Origin of the sequence: Paractinoplanes brasiliensis (assembly GCF_004362215.1) — a bacterium.
GTDB classification, from domain to species: Bacteria; Actinomycetota; Actinomycetes; order Mycobacteriales; family Micromonosporaceae; genus Actinoplanes; species Actinoplanes brasiliensis.
Genome location: NZ_SNWR01000001.1, coordinates 42,734 through 62,611 on the forward strand (window position 1 = coordinate 42,734; position 19,878 = coordinate 62,611).

Annotated in this window: 1 protein-coding gene (running past one end of the window); it reads right to left on the reverse strand. The window is 73.9% G+C overall.

Going from position 1 to position 19,878, the window contains the following annotated elements; translation table 11 throughout:
* Positions 1 to 28: 28 nt before the first annotated feature.
* Positions 29 to 19,878 carry the final stretch of a type I polyketide synthase gene (locus tag C8E87_RS45100; protein WP_243755135.1) on the reverse strand. It continues 22,909 nt past the right edge of the window, so only the last 19,850 of its 42,759 coding nucleotides appear in the window; the start codon falls outside the window, past its right edge; its stop codon occupies positions 29 to 31.

The following is a 19,878-nucleotide window of genomic DNA, read 5'->3' on the forward strand; positions in this document are numbered from 1 at the left end:
GGACGTCCCCTTTCGAACTGAGGGCTGGTCACTCGTCGCCTTCGTAAAGCCCCAGCTCGACATCGATGATGCTGAACATTTCCTCGTCATCCGCGTCGGCGACGTCACGGTCCGTGGTCGCCGACGCGCCCTCGCCGCGCCATTCGTTCACGATCGAGCTCAGCTGCGAGAGCACCGCCAGCCGCTCGGCGCCGTCCAGCGCCGCGCCGGCGAGACTGGTGCGCAGACGCTGCAGGTCCCGCAGCACGTCCTGCGAGGTGACCTCCACGGTGCCGAGCAGCTCACCGCGCAGGTAACCGGCCAGCGCGGCCGAGGTCGGGTGGTCGAAGACCAGGGTCGCCGGCAACCGCAGCCCGGTAACCGTGGTGAGCCGGTTGCGCAACTCCACCGCGGTCAGCGAGTCGACGCCGAGCGACTGGAAGGTGCCGTCCGCGTCCACGTCGCCGGCGCCACTGAGGCCGAGCACCGTGGCCGCGCTCGACCGCACCAGGTCCAGCACCAGCTGTTCGCGATCCGCCTCGTCGGACTCGGTGAGGCGCTGGCGGAACAGCAGCGTGTCCTCGGCCGTGGAGTCCACCGTCCGCCGGGCGGGGGCCGCCGACAGGCCTGCCACCCGGTGCAGCAGCGGCGGCACGTCGGCGTGGTGCTGACGCTTGCGGAGCAGCGCCACGTCCAGGTGCAGCGGCACCAGGTAGGCGTCCTCGAGCCGGCCGGCCGCGTCGAACAGGGCCATCCCTTCATCGGCGGTCAGCGGCACCATGCCGTTGCGGCGCATGCGTTCCACGTCCGACGCGGTGAGGTGGCTGGTGAGGTTCGAGCGGTCCGCCCAGAAACCCCAGGCCAGCGACTGCCCGGTCCGGCCGGTGGAGCGCCGGTGCAGGGCGAGCGCGTCGAGGGTCGCGTTGGCCGCCGAGTAGTTGCCCTGCCCGGCCGCGCCGAGGGTGGCCGCCGCCGCGGAATACAGGACGAACGCCGTCAGGTCCGCGTCGCGGGTCAGCTCGTGCAGGTTCCAGGCGGCGTCGACCTTCGCCCGCAGCACGGCGTCGAGCCGGTCCGGCGTCAACGATTCCAGCAAGCCGTCGTCGAGAACCCCGGCGGTGTGCACGACCGCCGTGAGCGGGTGCCCGGCGGGGATCTCTGCCAGCACCGCGGCCAGGGCCTCCCGGTCGGCCGCGTCGCAGGCCACCAGCCGCACCCGGGCGCCGAGCGCGGTCAGTTCGCCGGTCAGTCGGGCCGCCCCCGCCGCAGCAGCTCCACGCCGCGAGAGCAACAGCAATTGCCGTACGCCGTGCGCGGTCACCAGGTGGCGGGCCAGGATCCCGCCGAGCGTGCCGGTGCCGCCGGTGATCAGGACGGTGCCGTCGGGGTCGAGCTCCGGCGCAACGGTCAGGACGACCTTCCCGACGTGCTTGGCCCCCTGCAGGTACCGCAGTGCGTCAACCGCCCGGGACATGCCGTGCACAGTCAACGGCAACGGCCGTACGGTCCCGGCCTCGAACATCGCCATCAGGTCGGCGAACATCTCGGTGATCCGGTCCGGACCGGCGTCCAGGAGGTCGAACGCCTGGTACGCCACCCCCGGGTGGTCGGCGGCCACGGTCGCGGCGTCGCGGATGTCGGTCTTGCCGAGTTCCAGGAAACGGCCACCGCGCGGGAGCAGGTCGAGCGAGGCGTCGACGTACTGCCGGGCGAGCGCGTTCAGCACGACGTCGACCCCGCCCGCGAACTTCTCCCGGAAGTCCAGGTCGCGCGAGGAGGCGACGTGCGACGGCGGGATGCCCATGCCGTACAGGACGTCCCACTTGCCGGCGCTCGCCGTGGCGTACACCTCGAGGCCCCAGGCCTGGGCCAGCTGGGTCGCCGCCATGCCGACCCCGCCGGCGCCGGCGTGGATGAGAACGGACTCGCCGGACCGGACCGCCGCCAGGTCGTGCAGGGCATAGTAAGCGGTCAGGAACACGACCGGGACCGAGGCCGCGGTGGTGAACGACCAGCCGTCCGGGATGCGGGCCAGCAGCCGCTGGTCGACGGTCGCCGCCGAGCCGATGCCGCCGCGCAGCACACCCATCACCCGGTCGCCGACTGCCACCGTGTGCACACCCGGCCCGACCTCGGTCACCACGCCGGAACCCTCGCCGCCCATCAGCGCGTCGGGGTCCGGGTACATGCCGAGGCCGACCATGACGTCCCGGAAGTTGAGGCCCACGGCCCGGATCGCGACCCGTACGTGCCCGGCCTCGAGCGGCGCCGCCACATCGGGTGCGTCGACAACCGCGATGCTGTCGAGTGTCCCGGTGTCGCCGGTCGCCAGTCGCCACGGTCCGCGGTCGGGGGCGGGCAGGGCCAGCGTGCCTGTTCCGGCCCGGGTCAGCCGCCGCACGTGCAGTCGCCGGCCGCGCAGTGCCAGCTCGCCCTCGCCGCTGCCGGCCGCCAGGGCCAGCAGGGCGGTCAGCTCGTCGTCGTCCGGGAGGTGCCGGTCGAGGTCGACAAGCTGGAAGCGGCCGGGGTGCTCGGCCTGGGCCGACCGGACCAGCCCGGCCACCGCGGCGTGCGCCGGGTCGGCTCCGGTGCTCGCCCCGCTGGTGAGGATCACCAGGCGGGAGCCGGCGTGCGCCGGGTTCGCCAGCCACTGCTGCAACTGCTCGAGGACGTACGCGGTGAGCGAGCGCGCCGCGGCGGGCAGCGGGCCCTCGGCGGCCGGCACGCGGGTCACCACGACCGGGGGCACGTTGCCCGCTGTCCGGTCGTACCACGACCACTCGGACGGCACCGGCACGGTCGTCTCCGGCACGGCCGTCCAGTCGACGGCGTACAGCGACTGGGTGAGCGCTGCTTCCGCCCCGCCCAGCTGTTCCTGGGCGACGGCCCGCAGGGTGAGGGATCCGGCTTCCAGCACCGGGCGGCCGGTGGTGTCGAACGCCAGCATCGAGACGCCGCCGTCGGCCGGGGTGAGCCGCACCCGCAGCGTGGTGGCGCCGGTGGCGTACAACCGCACCCGGTCCCAGCTGAACGGCAGCATCACCTGTCCGCCGGGAGTGCCGAGGGCGTGCAGGACGAGCGCGTGCAGGGCGGAGTCGAGCAGGGCGGGGTGGGCCCCGAAAGCAGCCGCGTCCGGCCCGGCCGACTCCGGCAGCGCCACCTCGGCGTACACCGTCCCACCGGCCGACCAGGCGGCCCGCAGTCCCCGGAACACCGGCCCGTACTCGTATCCCTGCCCGGCGAGCATGTCGTACATGCCGTCCACAGGCATCGGTTTCGCCCCGGCCGGTGGCCAGGTCTCCTGCGCGGCGGGCGCCGGTCCGTCGCCGGTGGCAAGCATGCCGGTGGCGTGGCGGGTCCAGGCGTCGCCCTGCTCGTCGCGGGAGAACACGCTGACCGGGCGGCGTCCGGCGTCGTCGGCCGCGCCCACCTTGACCTGCACCCGCACGGCGCCGTCCCTGGGCAGCACCAGCGGCACCCCGAGCGTGAGCTCTTCCACCAGGTCGCAGCCGACCTGGTCGCCGGCGTGCAGGGCCAGCTCCACGAACGCCGTGCCGGCGAACAGCGTCGAACCGAGGATCGTGTGGTCGGCCAGCCAGGGCTGGGTCGCCGGGGAAAGCCGGCCGGTGAGCAGGACGCCGTCGCCGTCGGCCAGCGACACGGCGGCACTCATCAGCGGGTGGTCGAGAGCGTGCTGGCCGAGGGCGCGGGCGTCACCGGTACGGATGCCTGCCGTCCGCGGCCAGTACCGCTCGTGCTGGAACGGATAGATGGGCAGGTCCAGCGGCCGGGCCGGGCCGGCGCCCAGCAACGCGGTCCAGTCGACCGGGCCGCCGTGCACGTGGATCCCGGCGAGGGCGGCCAGGGCGGCCTGCTTCTCGTCCCGGTCGCGGCGCAGGACGGGGAGCCACGTCCCCTCACCGGCGGCCATCGCCGACAGGGTTCCGTCCGGTCCGATCTCGACGAACAGGTGGCCGTCGAGCTCGGTCACCATGTCGTGGAAGGGCACGGCTTCCCGCGCGTGGCGCACCCAGAACTCGGGGTTGTCCACCTCACCGCCGACCACCGGCAACTGTGGCGGGTTCCAGGTCAGGTCGGCCAGAACGGCGGCGAACTCGGCGAGCATCGGTTCCATCAGCGGTGAGTGGAAGGCGTGGCTCACCTGCAACCGACGCGACCGGCCCGGCCATTGCGCGGCCAGCGCCAGCACGATCTGTTCGTCACCGGAGATGACCGTGGACGACGGACCGTTCACCGCGGCGACACCAACCCGGTCGGTGTGGCCGGCGATCAATTCTTCCGCCGCAGCCTGCGAGGCGTCCAGGGCGACCATCGCCCCGCCCTCGGGGAGCTGCTGCATCAACCGGCCGCGGGTCTTGACCAGTCGCGCCGCGTCCGGCAGGTCCAGCACGCCCGCCACGTGGGCCGCCGCGATCAGGCCGATCGAGTGGCCGCCGAGTGCCGCCGGAGTGACGCCCCAGGACTCGTACAGCCGGAACAGGGCCACTTGCACCGCGAACAGGGCCGGCTGCGTGAACTCCGTACGGCCCAGGTCCGCGCCGCTGATCACCTCGCGCAACGGCATGCCGAGCGCCGCGCACACCTCGTCGAACGCCGCCGAGTACACCGGGAACGCCTCGTAAAGGCCGAGACCCATCCCCGGACGCTGCGAGCCCTGCCCGGAGAACATGAACGCCACCGGCGCCTCCGTGGCAGCGACGCCGCTCACCACCTCGGAACCCAGGATCACCGCCCGGTGCGGCAACTGTGCCCGGCCGAACAGCAGGGCCCGGGCGACCGCCCCCGGATCGGCCGCCGCGAACTCGCGCAGCCGGTCCACCTGGTCGCTGAGCGCCTTGTCGCTGCGGGCCGACACCAGCAACGGCGCAACTGCGACCGCCGGGCTGTCGGGAACCGGGCCGGGCGTCGCCTCCTCGATGATGACGTGCGCGTTGGTGCCGCTGATGCCGAACGCCGAAACCCCCGCCCGGCGCGGCCGCCCGTCCGCCTCCCAGGGGCGCGGCGCGGCCAGCAGCTCGATCGCACCGGTCGTCCAGTCCACATGGGATGACGGCGCGTCCACGTGCAGGGTCTTCGGCAGCAACCCGTTTCGCATGGCGAGGACGACTTTCATGATTCCGGCCGCGCCCGCCGCCGCCTGCGTGTGGCCGATGTTCGACTTCACCGAGCCCAGGAACAGCGGCCGGTCGGAGGGGCGGTCCTGACCGTAGGTGGCCAGCAGCGCCTGCGCCTCGATCGGGTCGCCGAGTCTGGTGCCGGTGCCGTGCGCCTCCACCACGTCGACCTCGGTGGCGTCGAGCCCGGCGTTCGCGAGCGCCTGGCGGATCACCCGCTGCTGGGCGGGTCCGTTCGGCGCGGTCAGCCCGTTCGAGGCGCCGTCCTGGTTGACGGCGCTGCCGCGAACCACGGCGAGGACCTGATGACCGTTGCGGTGTGCGTCGGAAAGGCGTTCCAGCACCAGGACGCCCGCGCCCTCGCCCCAGCCGGTGCCGTCGGCCGCGTCCGCGAACGCCTTGCACCGCCCGTCGGAGGCCAGCCCGCCCTGCCTGGTGAACTCGGTGAACACGCCGGGCGAGGCGATCACCGTGACACCGCCGACCAGGGCCAGGCCGCACTCGCCGGACCGCAGCGCCTGGCCGGCCAGGTGCAGGGCCACCAGCGAGGACGAACAGGCGGTGTCGACCGAGACCGCGGGGCCCTCAAGCCCGAGGGTGTACGCCAGCCGGCCGGAGATGACGCTGGTGGAGTTGCCGGTCAGCCCGTACCCCTCGCTGCCGGTGTTCTCGCCCAGCAGCAGCGAGGCGTAGTCCTGGCCGCCGGTGCCCATGTAGACACCGGTGTCCGAGCCGCGCAGCCCGATCGGGTCGATGCCGGCGTCCTCCAGCGCGTGCCACGAGGTCTCCAGCAGGAGCCGCTGCTGGGGGTCCATGGCCAGCGCCTCGCGGGGGCTGATCCCGAAGAACGCGGCGTCGAACCCGGCCACGTCGCTCAGGAAGCCGCCCCGGTCGGTGGCGCTCGCACCGTTTGCCAGCTCGGCGAGGTCCCAGCCGCGGTCGGCCGGGAATCCGCCGATCCCGTCCCGGCCCTCGCTCAGCAACTGCCACAGTTGCGCCGGGGTGCCCACCCCGCCCGGGAACCGGCAGCCCATGCCCACGATGGCGATCGGCTCGTCGATCGGGGCCACCGCTGCGGTCACCGGCGCCGCCCGCACCACCGAACCGGTCAGCTCGGCGAGCAGGAAGTCGGCCAGCGCGGACGGCGTCGGATAGTCGAACACCATCGCGGCCGGCAGGGTCAGCCCGGTCTCGGCGGCCAGCCGGTTGCGCAACTCCACCGCGAGCAGCGAATCAAAGCCCATGTCCCGGAACGCCGTGCCGTCCTCGATCGCCGACACGTCCGGCTGCCGGAGCGCGGCGGCCGCCTGTTCGCGGACGGCGGTCAGCACCATCGCCCGCCGCCGGTTGGTCGTGGCCGCCCGGACGCGGGCCGCCAATCCTTCGCCCCCCGGGTCGCCGGCCGGTTCGGCAGGTGCCGGCGTGGCGTGCAGTTCGGGCAGGGCCGCCAGCAGCTCGCTCGGGCGGCCCATGGTGAACACCGGGGCGAACCGGGCCCAGTCCATGTCCGCCACACAGATCGTCGCCCGGCCGTGGCCGACCGCCTCCGCCATGGCCTGGACCGCCAGCCTCGGATCCAGCGGGCGCAGCCCTCGGCGGCGCAGGTCGTCGGCCGAGTGGCCGTCGGTCATGCCGTCGCCGGCCCACGGGCCCCAGGCCACGCTCGTGGTTCCGGGATGGGCGGCGGCGTAGGCATCCAGGTAGGCGTTGGCCGCCGCGTACACGGCCTGCCCGCCGCTGCCCCAGATGCCGGCGATCGACGAGAACAGCACCACCGCGTCCAGCGGCCCGCCGCCCTCGATCAGCACCTCGTGCAGGGCCCGGAGGCCGTCGACCTTGCCCGTCCAGACCTCGGAGAGCACGGTCGCGCCGGTGTCGGCGATGGACGCAGCCTGGGTGACGCCGGCCGCGTGGACCAGGGCGTCGACCGGGCCGATCGAGGCCAGGGCCCGCCGATCGGTCACATCACAGGCCAGCACGGACACCCGCGCGCCGGACTCCGCCAGCTCCGCCACCAGCGAACCCGACGTGACGCCCCGCCGCGACGTCAGAATCACGTGACCGGCACCGTTGGCGGCCACCCACCGCGCCACATGACCACCCAGACCACCCGTACCACCAGTGATCAACACCGTGCCGCGCGGCTGCCAGGCCCGTGGCGAGACGACCGCGGGCGCGTGCACCAGCCGCCGGGCGAACACGCCGGTCGGGCGTACCGCGACCTGGTCCAGGCCGTCCGTTCCGGCCAGGACCGCCGCCACCGCGCCGCTCAGCGGGCCGTCCGGAACATCGATCAGGCCACCCCATCGCTGCGGGTGCTCCAAGGCCGCCGTACGGCCGAAGCCCCACACCGCCGCGGCCAGCGGATCCGTCACGGACTCGCCCCGCCCGGTCGCGACCGCCCCGCGGGTCAGCACCCACACCTTGGCGGTTCCCGGCGACTGCAGCACCGCGAGCAGCTCGGCCAGCGGGTCCTCACCGGGAAGGACGACGATCCCCTCCGGCTCCGGCCCTTCCCCGGCGGCTCCGGCATCGGTCAGCATCCGCCGGACCCGGCCGTCCGGGTCGTCGCCGAGAACCAGCCAGGTGCCGTGCAGGCGGGCGACCGGGACGGCCGGCTGCGGTGCCCAGGTCACGTCGTACCGCCAGCCGTCGAGGACCCGCCGGTCCTCGCGGGTCTGCCGCCACTGGGCCAGGGCCGGGAGCAGCGTGGCCACGCTGTCCTCGTCGACCTGCAGGGTGCTGGACAGCGTGGCGCCGTCGCCCCGCTGCACGGCCTGCCAGAACGGCGCGTCGAATCCGGCGTTCGCGGCGATCGCTTCCGCCCGGCGCGGCCAGTAGCGCTGGTGCTGGAACGGGTACGTCGGCAGGCCGGTTCGTGGCACCGGGCCCGCGCCCAGCAAGGCCGTCCAGTCGACCGGGGCGCCGTGGACGTGGAGCCCGGCCAGCGCGGCCAGCACAGCCTGTGGTTCCTGACGGTCCCGGCGCAGAACAGGAATCCAGGTACCCGCGTCAGCGGCCATCCCGGAGAGGGTGGCGTCCGGGCCGACCTCGACGAACAGATGGCCGCTCAGCTCGGTCACCATGTCGTGGAACGGCACCGCCTCACGAGCATGCCGCACCCAGAACTCCGGATCATCCACCTCACCACCGACCACCGGCAACCGCGGCGGATTCCAGGTCAACCCGGCCAGCACACCAGCGAAGTCGGCAAGCATCGGCTCCATCAACGGCGAATGGAACGCATGACTCACCCGCAACCGGCGAGCCCGGCCACCACCGGCCTGCCACCGAGCGGCCAACTCCAGCACGGCGTCCTCCTCACCGGAGATCACCGTGGCTTGCGGCCCGTTCACCGCCGCCACACCCACCCGGCCGGTGTGGCCGTCGACAAGCGCTTCGGCCTCGTCACCCGACGCGTCCAGCGCAACCATCACGCCGCCCTCGGGGAGTTGCTGCATCAACCGGCCACGCGCCTTGACGAGGCACGCCGCATCGGCGAGGTCGAGCACACCCGCCACGTGAGCCGCCGCGATCAGGCCGATCGAATGACCACCCAACGCCGCCGGATGCACACCCCACGACTCCAGCAACCGATACAGAGCCACCTGCACCGCGAACAACGCCGGCTGCGTGAACTCGGTCTGGTCCAGCTGCGACGGCTCGGCGATGACGTCCCGCAACGGCATGTCCAACGCCGCGCACACCGCATCAAACGCCGCCGCGTACGCGGGAAACGCCTCGTAAAGGCCAAAACCCATCTCCGGGCGCTGACTGCCCTGCCCGGAGAACATCAACGCCACCCGGGCGTCAGGGGCCGCCACACCGGTCACCGACTCGGAACCCAGCAGCACCGCCCGATGCGGCAACTGCGCCCGGCCGAACGCCAGCGCCCGCCCCACCGCCGGCGCATCCGCCGCCGGGAACTCCCGCAACCGCGCGACCTGCTCCGCCAGCGCCTTCGAACTACGGGCCGACACCAGCCACGGCACCACCGGCAACGACACCCCGGACGAAACCAGCGGCAACGCCGGCTCCGCCTCCTCCAAGATCACGTGCGCGTTGGTGCCGCTGATCCCGAACGCCGACACCCCGGCCCGGCGCGGACGGTCCGATTCCCAGGCCCGCGACGACGTCAGCAGCCGCACCGATCCGGTCGTCCAGTCGACCTGGGCCGACGGTCGGTCGACGTGCAGGGTCCGGGGCAGCACGCCGTGGCGCATCGCGAGCACCATCTTGATGACCCCGGCGACACCGGCCGCCGCCTGCGTGTGGCCGATGTTCGACTTGACCGCCCCGAGCCACAGCGGCCGGTCAGCGCTACGGTCCCGGCCGTACGTGGCGAGCAGCGCCTGCGCCTCGATCGGATCGCCGAGCCGGGTTCCGGTGCCGTGCGCCTCGACCGCGTCCACATCCGAGGCGTTCAGCCCGGCGTTGGCGAGCGCCTGGCGGATCACCCGCTGCTGCGCGGGACCGTTCGGCGCGCTGATGCCGTTGGAGGCGCCGTCCTGGTTGATGGCACTGCCGCGCATCACGGCCAGGACGTCGTGGCCGTTGCGGCGCGCGTCGGAAAGCCGTTCCAGAACCAGCACGCCGACACCCTCGCCCCAGCCGGTGCCGTCCGCCGCGTCCGCGAACGCCTTGCAGCGCCCGTCGGCCGCCATGCCGCCCTGCCGGGAGAACTCCACGAACAGCCGGGACGTCGCCATCACGGTGACACCACCGGCCAGGGCCAGGCCGCATTCGCCGGACCGCAGTGCCTGACCGGCCAGGTGCAGGGCCACCAGCGAGGAGGAACACGCGGTGTCGACCGAGACGGCCGGGCCTTCCAGACCGAGCGCGTACGCGAGCCGGCCCGAGATGACGCTGGCCGCGTTGCCGGTCAGCAGGTGGCCGTCCACGCCGTCCGGCGAGTCGATGATGATCGAACCGTAGTCCTGGCCGTTGGTGCCCATGTAGACGCCTGTGGTCGAGCCGCGCAGCCCGAGCGGGTCGATGCCGGCGTCTTCGAGGGCCTGCCAGGTGCCTTCCAGCAGGAGCCGCTGCTGGGGGTCCATGGCCAGCGCCTCGCGAGGGCTGATCCCGAAGAACCCGGCGTCGAACCCGGCCGCGTCGGCCAGGAAACCGCCCTGGTCGGTGGCGCTCCCGTCGGCCATCGCGATCGGGTCCCAGCCGCGATCGCCGGGGAACGAGGTGACCGCGTCCCCACCGGCCGCCAGCAGGTCCCACAGCTGCTGCGGCGAGTCAGCCCCGCCCGGGAACCGGCAGCTCATGCCCACGATGGCGATCGGCTCGTCGAGCAGCGCCACGACCGGGGCGGCCGGGGCCGCGGCAACGGCCGAACCGGTCATCTCGGCCAGCAGGAACTCGGCAAGCGCCAGCGGGGTCGGGTAGTCGAACGCGAGCGTGGCCGGCAGCGTCAGCCCGGTCACCACGACCAGGCGGTTGCGCAGCTCGACCGCGGTCAGCGAGTCGAAACCGACCTCCCGGAACGCCGTACCGGCCTCGATCGCGTTGCCGTCCGCGTGGCCCAGCACGGTCGCGGCGTGTTCGCGGACCACCGCCAGGACCAGGTCGATCTGCTGGTCGGCCGGGGCCTGGCCGACCCGGGCCACCAGCGCGGGCTCCCCTTCGGCGTCGGCAGCGGCCACCACCTCCCGGATCTCCGGCAGGTCACGCATCCAGGCCGGGACGTCCGCGCCGGGGCCGTCAGCCACCAGCCGGGCCCAGTCGGCGTCCGCCACGAGCAGGTAGCCGTCGCTGTCGAGCGCGTGGCCGAGGGCGCCGACCGCGACCGCAGGGTCCATGCCGGTCACCCCGAACCGGTCGCTGCGGTTGCGTACGAGGTCGGTGTCGGCCAGGCCGCGGCCCGCCCACAGGCCCCAGCCGATCGACACCATCGGCTTGCCCTGCGCACGGCGCTGCTGCGCGTAGGCGTCGAGAAATCCGTTGGCGGCCGCGTAGTTGCCCTGCCCGGGCGCGCCGGCCAGCGCCGCCATCGAAGAGAACACCACGAACGCCGAGAGGTCCCGGCCGGCGGTTGCCTCGTCCAGCGCGATCACCGCGTCGACCTTGGAACGGGCGACCGTGGCCAGCCGTTCCGGGGTCAGCGAACCGATCACGCCGTCGTCGAGCACACCGGCCGTGTGCACCACCGCGTCCAGCTCCGGCACCCGGGCGACGAGAGCATCCAGGGCCGGCCGGTTGGCGACGTCGACCGCCACGACCTCGACCGTGACGCCCGCCGCGGCCAGCCGTTCGACCGCAGCCGCCGCGTCCGGGGCCGCCATTCCGCGCCGGGAGACAAGGACCACGCGGTCGGCACCCTGTTCGGCGGCCCAGAGCGCGGATCGTACGCCCAGCGCCCCGGTTCCGCCGGTGACCAGCACCGTTCCGCGCGGCCGCCAGCCGGCGCCGGCCGGCGCCGGGGCCGGGCGCACCCGCAGGCCGAACACCCCGTCCGAACGGACCGCCACCTGCGTCTCGCCGGACCAGCCCGCGAGCACCGCGACACCGTCGGCGGCGAGCTCCGGGTCGGCCAGGTCGATCAGGCCGCCCCACCGGTCCGGCGACTCGGCGCCGAACACCCGGCCCAGACCCCACAGCTGGCCCTGCCACGGGTCCAGCACCGGTTCGACCGCACCGCTGGTGACCACCCACAGCCGGCCCGACTCCGGCCACGCCTGCATGACTTCGAGCAGCCGGGCGGCGCAGTCCGGGCCGGTGCCCGGCAGCACCACGCCACCGGCCAGGTCGGACGGCAGTTCGCCGGCGACCACGTCGGCACCGGCCGCAGAGAGGGATCGCGCCCACTGACCGCTGTCGTCGCCGATCACCGCCCAGCGTCCCGACAGCCGGGTGCCTGGCACCGTCAGCCGGGACCAGCCCAGCCGGTAGCGCCAACCGGCCACCCGCGACCGGGTCCGGCGTTGCCGCAGCGCGGTCAGCGCGGGCAGGACCGCGTCGGCGTCCAGCCGTTCGACCGCCTCCCAGAACTCGGCGTCCAGGCCTTCCAGCCCGGCGGCCACCTCGGACTGCTGCGGCCAGTACCGCTCGTGCTGGAACGGATAGGTGGGCAGGGCCAGCGGCTGCACCGGGCCGGCGCCGAGGGCCGGCGCCCAGTCCACGTCGACCCCGGCGGTGTGCAGGACCGCCGCAGCGCGCAGGAACCGATGCCGGGTGTCGTCGTCGCGGCGCAGGCTGCCGGTCACCACCAGCCCGTCGGCCGCCTGCTCAACCGCCATGACCAGCACCGGGTGCGGGCTGAGCTCGACGAAGACGCGGTGCCCGGCCGTGATCAGCGCCTGCACGGTGTCGGCGAACCGGACCGTACGGCGCAAGTTCGTGTACCAGTACGCGGCGTCCAGCGCGGTGGTGTCGATCGGCTCTGCATGCACGGTCGAGAAGAACGGAACGGCTCCCTCGACCGGCGTCAGGCCCGTCAGGTCCAGGCGTTCCCGCAGCGGTTCCATGCCGGCGGTGTGCGAGGCGTAGTCAACGGCGATGCGCCGGGCGTTCAGCCCGGGATGCGCCGCGAGGAAACCGTCACAGCCCTCGGCCGGACCGGCCACGACAACCTGCGACGGACCGTTCACCGCCGCGACCGCCAAGCCGAACGGCTCCAGCAGCGGCCGAACCTCGTCAGCGGGTACGGGTACCGAGACCATCCCGCCGTCGCCGGCGATGGCCGCAATCGCTTGGCTGCGCAGCGCCGCCACCCGGGCGCCGTCCTCCAGGGACAGCCCGCCGGCGACCACGGCGGCCGCGATCTCACCCTGCGAGTGGCCGATGACGGCGGCCGGCTCCACTCCCCAGTGCCGCCACAGTTCGGACAGCGACACCATCACTGCCCAGAGCGCGGGTTGAACCACGTCGACCCGTTCCAGCATGGCCGGGTCGCTCAGCACCGCACGCAGGGACCAGTCCACGAACGGCGCCAGGGCCTGCTCGCATCGGGTCATCGCCGCCGCGAAGACCGGTTCCGAATCCCACAGGCCGAGGCCCATGCCGACCCACTGCGCGCCCTGGCCGGGAAAGACGAACACCACACCGCCTGCGCCCGGACCTGACTGACCCCGCACGGCGTCGCCGCCGGCGAGCGCGTCGAGCAACTCCTCGCGGCCGTCGCCGAGGAACACCGCGCGGTGGGTCAACTGGGCCCGGCCGTTCAGCAGCATCCGGGCGACCCGGACGGGTTCCGCGTCCGGCCGTTCGGCGAGGAATCCGCGCAGCCGGGTCATCTGTTCCCGCAGGGCGGTCTCGCTGCGGGCCGAAAGCACCCACGGCACCATCCCGGCCGGGGGTTCGACAGGCGGCTCGGCGATCGGGGCCGGGCCGGCCTCCTCCAGGATCACGTGGGCGTTGGTGCCGCTGATCCCGAACGACGACACGCCCGCCCGCCTCGGCCGCCCGTCCGCCTCCCAGGTCCTCGCCGAGGTCAGCAGCCGCACCGCGCCGGCCGACCAGTCCACGTGCGAGGACGGCGTGTCCACGTTCAGCGTCTTGGGCAGCACACCGTGCCGCATGGCCAGGACCATCTTGATGAGCCCGGCCGCGCCGGCGGCGGCCTGTGTGTGGCCGATGTTCGACTTCACCGAGCCCAGCCACAGCGGCTGGTCGGCGGGGCGGCCCTGGCCGTACGTGGCGAGCAGTGCCTGCGCCTCGATCGGGTCGCCCAGCGTGGTGCCGGTGCCGTGCGCCTCGACCGCGTCGACCTCGCCGGCGGCGAGCCCGGCGCCGGCCAGCGCCTGCCGGATCACCCGCTGCTGCGAGGGCCCGTTGGGGGCGGTGAGGCCGTTCGAGGCGCCGTCCTGGTTGACCGCGCTCCCCCGGACCACGGCCAGCACCTGATGACCGTTGCGACGGGCGTCCGACAGCCGTTCCAGCACCACGACGCCGACGCCTTCGCTCCAGCCGGTGCCGTCGGCCGCGTCGGCGAACGCCTTGCAGCGCCCGTCGGCCGAGAGCGCGCCCTGCCGGGAGAACTCGGTGAAGACCTGTGGCGTGGACATCACCGCGACGCCGCCCGCCAGCGCCAGCGAGCACTCCCCCGAGCGCAGCGCCTGACCGGCCAGGTGCACGGCGACCAGGGCCGACGAGCAGGCGGTGTCGATCGAGACGGCCGGGCCCTCCAGGCCCAGGGTGTACGCCAGCCGGCCGGAGATCACGCTGGTCGCGTTGCCGGTGATGCCGAAGCCCTCGCTGCCGCGCACCGCGCCGGACAGCAGCCCGGCGTAGTCCTGCCCGCCGGTGCCCACGTAGACGCCGGTGTCCGAGCCGCGCAGGCCGGTCGGGTCGATCCCGGCGTCCTCGAGGGCCTGCCACGAGGTCTCCAGCAGCAGCCGCTGCTGCGGGTCCATCGCCGTCGCCTCGCGAGGGCTGATCCCGAAGAACGCGGCGTCGAAGCCGGCCACGTCGTCCAGGAACCCGCCGCGGTCGGTGATGCTGGCGCCGTCGGCCAGCTGGGCCAGGTCCCAGCCGCGGTCGGCCGGGAACTCGCCGATCCCGTCGCCGCCGGCCGTCAGCAGCTCCCACAGTTGTTCCGGCGAGCTCACCCCGCCGGGGAAGCGGCAACTCATGCCCACGATGGCCATCGGCTCACCGACCGGCGCGGCGACCGCAGTCACCGGCTCCGGCCGGGTCACGGCGCCGGTCATCTCGGCCAGCAGGAACTCGGCGAGCGCCAGCGGCGTCGGGTAGTCGAAGACCAGCGTCGCCGGCAGCGTGAGGCCGGTCGCGGCGGCCAGGCGGTTGCGCAGCTGGACCCCGGTCAGCGAGTCGAAACCCAGGTCCCGGAACGCGGTGCCGGCCTCGACCGCGGTCTCGCCGGTGTGGCCCAGCACGCCGGCCGCGTCGCGTACGACGGCCGCGAGAACCAGCGCCTTGCGTTGCCCGGCCGGCGCGCGGCGGATCCGGGGCACCAGCGGCGGTTCCCCGTCGCCGGCCGGGTCCGCCTCGGCGAGCGCCGCCCGCACCTCGGGCAGCTCGCTCAGCCAGGCCGGGACACCGGCGGCCGTACCGTAGGAAGTCAGCTTCGACCAGTCGGCGCGGGCCACGGCGAGGTAGCCGTCGCTCTCCATCGCGTGCGCCAGGGCGGTGACGGCCACCGCCGGGTCCATGGCCGCCATCCCGAACCGGTCGGCGCGGCCGCGGACCAGGTCGGTGTCGGCCAATCCGGCCCCGGCCCACAGGCCCCAGCCGATCGCTGTCATCGGCACGCCCTCGGCCCGGCGCCGCTGCGCGTAGGCGTCCAGGAACGCGTTGGCCGCCGCGTAGTTGCCCTGTCCGGCGGCACCAGCCAGGGCGGCCACCGACGAGAACAGCACGAACGCCGACAGCTTGCGTGCGGCGGTCGCCTCGTCGAGGGCGAGCACCGCGTCGACCTTGGCTCGGGCCACCGCGGCGAGCCGGTCCGGCGTCAGCGAGTCGATCACGCCGTCGTCCAGCACGCCCGCCGTGTGCACGACCGCGTCCAGCGACCGGATCCGGGCGACCACCGCGTCCAGCCCCGGCCGGTCGGCGACGTCGGCCGCCACGACCTCGACGGCGACCCCGGCCTCGGCCAGCTGCTGCACGACGGCCGCCGCGCCGGGCGCCGCCGGCCCGCGCCGGGACAGCAGGACCACCCGCTCGGCGCCTTCCGAGGCGGCCCACGACGCGACCCGGGCACCCAGGGCGCCCGTACCGCCGGTGACAAGCACCGTCCCGGTGGGCTGCCATCCTCGGCCGACGGGCGCCGGCGCCGGACGCAGCCGCATCCCGAACACCCCGTCCGGGCGTACCGAAACCTGGTTCTCCCCCTGCCATCCGGCCAGCACCGGCACGGCATCGGCCGCGCCCGACGAGACGGCCAGGTCGATCAGGCCACCCCAGCGGTCGGGCGACTCCGAGCCGAACACCCGGCCCAGGCCCCACAGCTGACCCTGCCAGGGGTCGAGCACCGGTTCGACCGCGCCGCGGGTGACCACCCACAGCCTGCCCGGCATCAGCCCGGTCTGCATGACCTGCAGCAATCGGGCTGCGCAGTCCGGGCCGGTGCCGGGGAGGAAGACGACACCGTCCAGGTCGGAGGGTGTGTCCACGACCTCCGCGCCGGCCGCCGCCAACGCGGACGCCCACTCGTCGGTGTCGTCGCCGATGACCGTCCAGCGGCCCGACAGCCGGCTCTCCGCCGGCAGCGTCAGCCGCGACCAGCCGACCTGGTAGCGCCAACCGGCGATCCGGGACCACGCCTGCCGCTGCTGCAACGACGCCAGCGCCGGGAGCACCACCGCGGCGTCCTGCCGGTGGACGGCGTCCCAGAACCCGGCGCCCAGGGCCGCCAGGCCCTCGACGCCCCGGTCAACCGGCGTCTGCGGCCAGAACCGCTCGCGCTGGAACGGGTAGGCCGGCAGTGGTGTCGGACGCACCGGGCCGCGGCCGAGCAGCCCGGACCAGTCCACCGGGGCGCCGTGGACGTGGAGCCCGGCCAGCGCGGCCAGCACAGCCTGTGGTTCCTCACGGTCCCGGCGCAGGACAGGAATCCAGGTACCCGCGTCAGCGGCCATCGTCGTGAGGGTCGCGTCCGGGCCGATCTCGACGAACAGATGGCCGCTCAGCTCGGTCACCATGTCGTGGAACGGCACCGCCTCACGAGCATGCCGCACCCAGAACTCCGGATCATCCACCTCACCACCGACCACCGGCAACCGCGGCGCATGCCACGCCAACTCCGACAGAACGGCGGCGAAGTCGGCAAGCATCGGCTCCATCAACGGCGAATGGAACGCATGACTCACCCGCAACCGGCGAGCCCGGCCACCACCGGCCTGCCACCGAGCGGCCAACTCCAGCACGGCGTCCTCCTCACCGGAGATCACCGTGGACCGCGGCCCGTTCACCGCCGCCACACCCGCCCGATCGGTGTGGCCGTCGACAAGCGCTTCGGCCTCGTCACGCGACGCGTCCAGGGCAACCATCACGCCGCCCTCGGGAAGCTGCTGCATCAACCGGCCACGCGCCTTGACGAGGCGCGCCGCATCGGCGAGGTCGAGCACACCCGCCACGTGAGCCGCCGCGATCAGGCCGATCGAATGACCACCCAACGCCGCCGGCGTCACACCCCACGACTCGTACAGCCGGAACAGGGCCACCTGCACCGCGAACAACGCCGGCTGCGTGAACTCCGTCCGATCCAAATCCGCGCCGCTGATCACCTCCCGCAACGGCATGTCCAACGCCGCGCACACCTCGTCGAACGCCGCCGCGTACACCGGGAACGCCTCGTAAAGCCCCTCACCCATACCCGAGCGCTGACTGCCCTGCCCCGAGAACATCAACGCCACCCGAGCATCGGCAGCCGCCACACCACTCACGGTTTCGGAACCCAGCAGCACCGCCCGATGCGGCAACTGCGCCCGGCCGAACGCCAGCGTGCGACCCACCGCCACCGCATCCGCCGCCGGGAACTCCCGCAACCGCGCGACCTGCTCCGCCAACGCCTTCGAACTACGGGCCGACACCAGCCACGGCACCACCGGCAACGACACCCCGGACGAAACCAGCGGCAGCGCCGGCTCCGCCTCCTCCAAGATCACGTGCGCGTTGGTGCCGCTGATCCCGAACGACGAGATGCCCGCCCGGCGCGGCCGCCCGTCCGCCGCCCAGGGCCGGGCCTCGGTCAGCAGCTCGACCGCGCCTGCCGACCAGTCCACCCGGGAGGACGGCGCATCCACGTGCAAGGTCTTGGGCAGGACGCCGTTGCGCAGGGCCAGGACCATCTTGATGATGCCGGCAACCCCGGCCGCCGACTGGGTGTGGCCGATGTTCGACTTCACCGAGCCCAGCCACAACGGCTTGTCCTCCGGCCGGTCCTGGCCGTACGTCGCCAGCAATGCCTGCGCCTCGATCGGGTCGCCCAGCGTGGTGCCGGTGCCGTGCGCCTCGACCGCGTCCACATCCGCCGGCTCCAGACCGGCATTCGCGAGCGCCTGACGAATGACCCGCTGCTGGGACGGGCCGTTGGGGGCGGTCAGCCCGTTCGAGGCGCCGTCCTGGTTGATCGCACTGCCCCGCAGGACCGCCAGCACTTCGTGGCCGTTCCGCCGGGCGTCCGAGAGCCGTTCCAGCACCAGCATGCCGACACCCTCGCCCCAGCCGGCGCCGTCGGCGGCGTCCGCGAACGACTTGCAGCGCCCGTCCGGCGCCTGGCCGTTCTGCAGGGTGAACTCCTCGAACACCCGCGGCGTGACCATCACCGAGACGCCACCGGCGACCACCAGCGAACATTCGCCGGACCGTAGCGCCTGGGCCGACAGGTGAACCGCGACCAGCGACGACGAGCAGGCCGTGTCGACCGAGACGGCCGGCCCTTCCAGGCCGAGGCTGTACGCGACGCGGCCGGACGCCACGCTGGTGGTGGTGCCGGTCATCCCGTGGCCGTCGCCGAAATCGGCCTCCATGTCGTACGCCGAGGACGTGATCCCGACGTACACACCGGTGTCCGAGCCGCGCAGCCCGACCGGATCGATCCCGGCGTCCTCAAGCGCGTGCCACACCGATTCCAGCAGCAACCGCTGTTGCGGATCCATGGCCAGCGCCTCGCGCGGGCTGATCCCGAAGAAGGCGGCGTCGAAGTCGGTGGCGTCCGGGACGAACGACCCTCGATCGGTGTTGCTCCGGCCGCCGGCCAGCGCGCTCAGGTCCCACCCGCGGTCGACCGGCAGTTCCCCGATGCCGTCGCCACCGGCCGCCAGCAGCTCCCACAGCCGCTCGGGGTTGTCCGCGCCGCCCGGGAACCGGCAGCTCATGCCCACGATGGCGATCGGCTCGTCGCCGGTCCTGACGGCCGCCGTGACCCGCCTGGCCTCGGCTCCGGATCCGGTCAGCTCGGCCACCAGGTGGGCGGCCAGCAGGCGCGGGGTCGGGTAGTCGAACACCAGGGTCGCGGGAAGCGTGAGGCCGGTGGCGGTGGCGAGCCGGTTGCGCAGCTCGACGGCGGTCAGCGAGTCGGCGCCCAGATCCCGGAACGCGGCGTCGGCGGACACTGCGGAGCCGGCCGCGTAGCCGAGCACGATGGCTGCCTGGGCGCGTACCAGGTCGAGCACCACGTGTTCCCGCTCGGCGGCCGGCAGTGCCACCAGCTCGGCGGCCAGCCGTCCGGCCTGGCCGGCGGTCGCCGCCGTCCGGCGGGACGACCCGGCCAGCGCCCGCAGCAGGGGCGCCACGGTCGCACCGGGCTGCCGCAACCCGGCCGTATCGAGCCGCATCGGCACCAGCACCGGACGGCCGTCGGCCATCGCCGCGTCGAACAGCGCCATGCCCTGCGCCCGCGACAACGGCAGGATGCCGCCGCGCCGGCCGCGGGCGATGTCGACGTCGCCGAGGTGCGCGTTCATCGCCGACCGGTCGGCCCAGAAGCCCCAGGCCAGCGACTGACCGGGCCGGCCCTGCGCTCGGCGGTGCTGGGCGAGGGCGTCCAGGAAAGCGTTTGCGGCGGCGTAGTTGCCCTGGCCCGGGGTGCCGAGCGTGCCGGCCGCCGAGGAGTAGAGCACGAACCACTTGAGCGGTGCGTCGCGGGTCAGCTCGTGCAGGTGCCAGGCGGCGTCCACCTTGGCCCGCAGCACGCCCGGAACCCGGTCCGGGGTCAGCGTCTCGATCGTGGCGTCGTCGAGCACACCGGCCACGTGCACCACGCCGACGACGGGATGGGCCGCCGGTACCCGGTTCAGCGCCGCCCCGAGGCCGGCCCGTTCCCCGGCGTCGCAGGCCACCATCTGGACCCGCG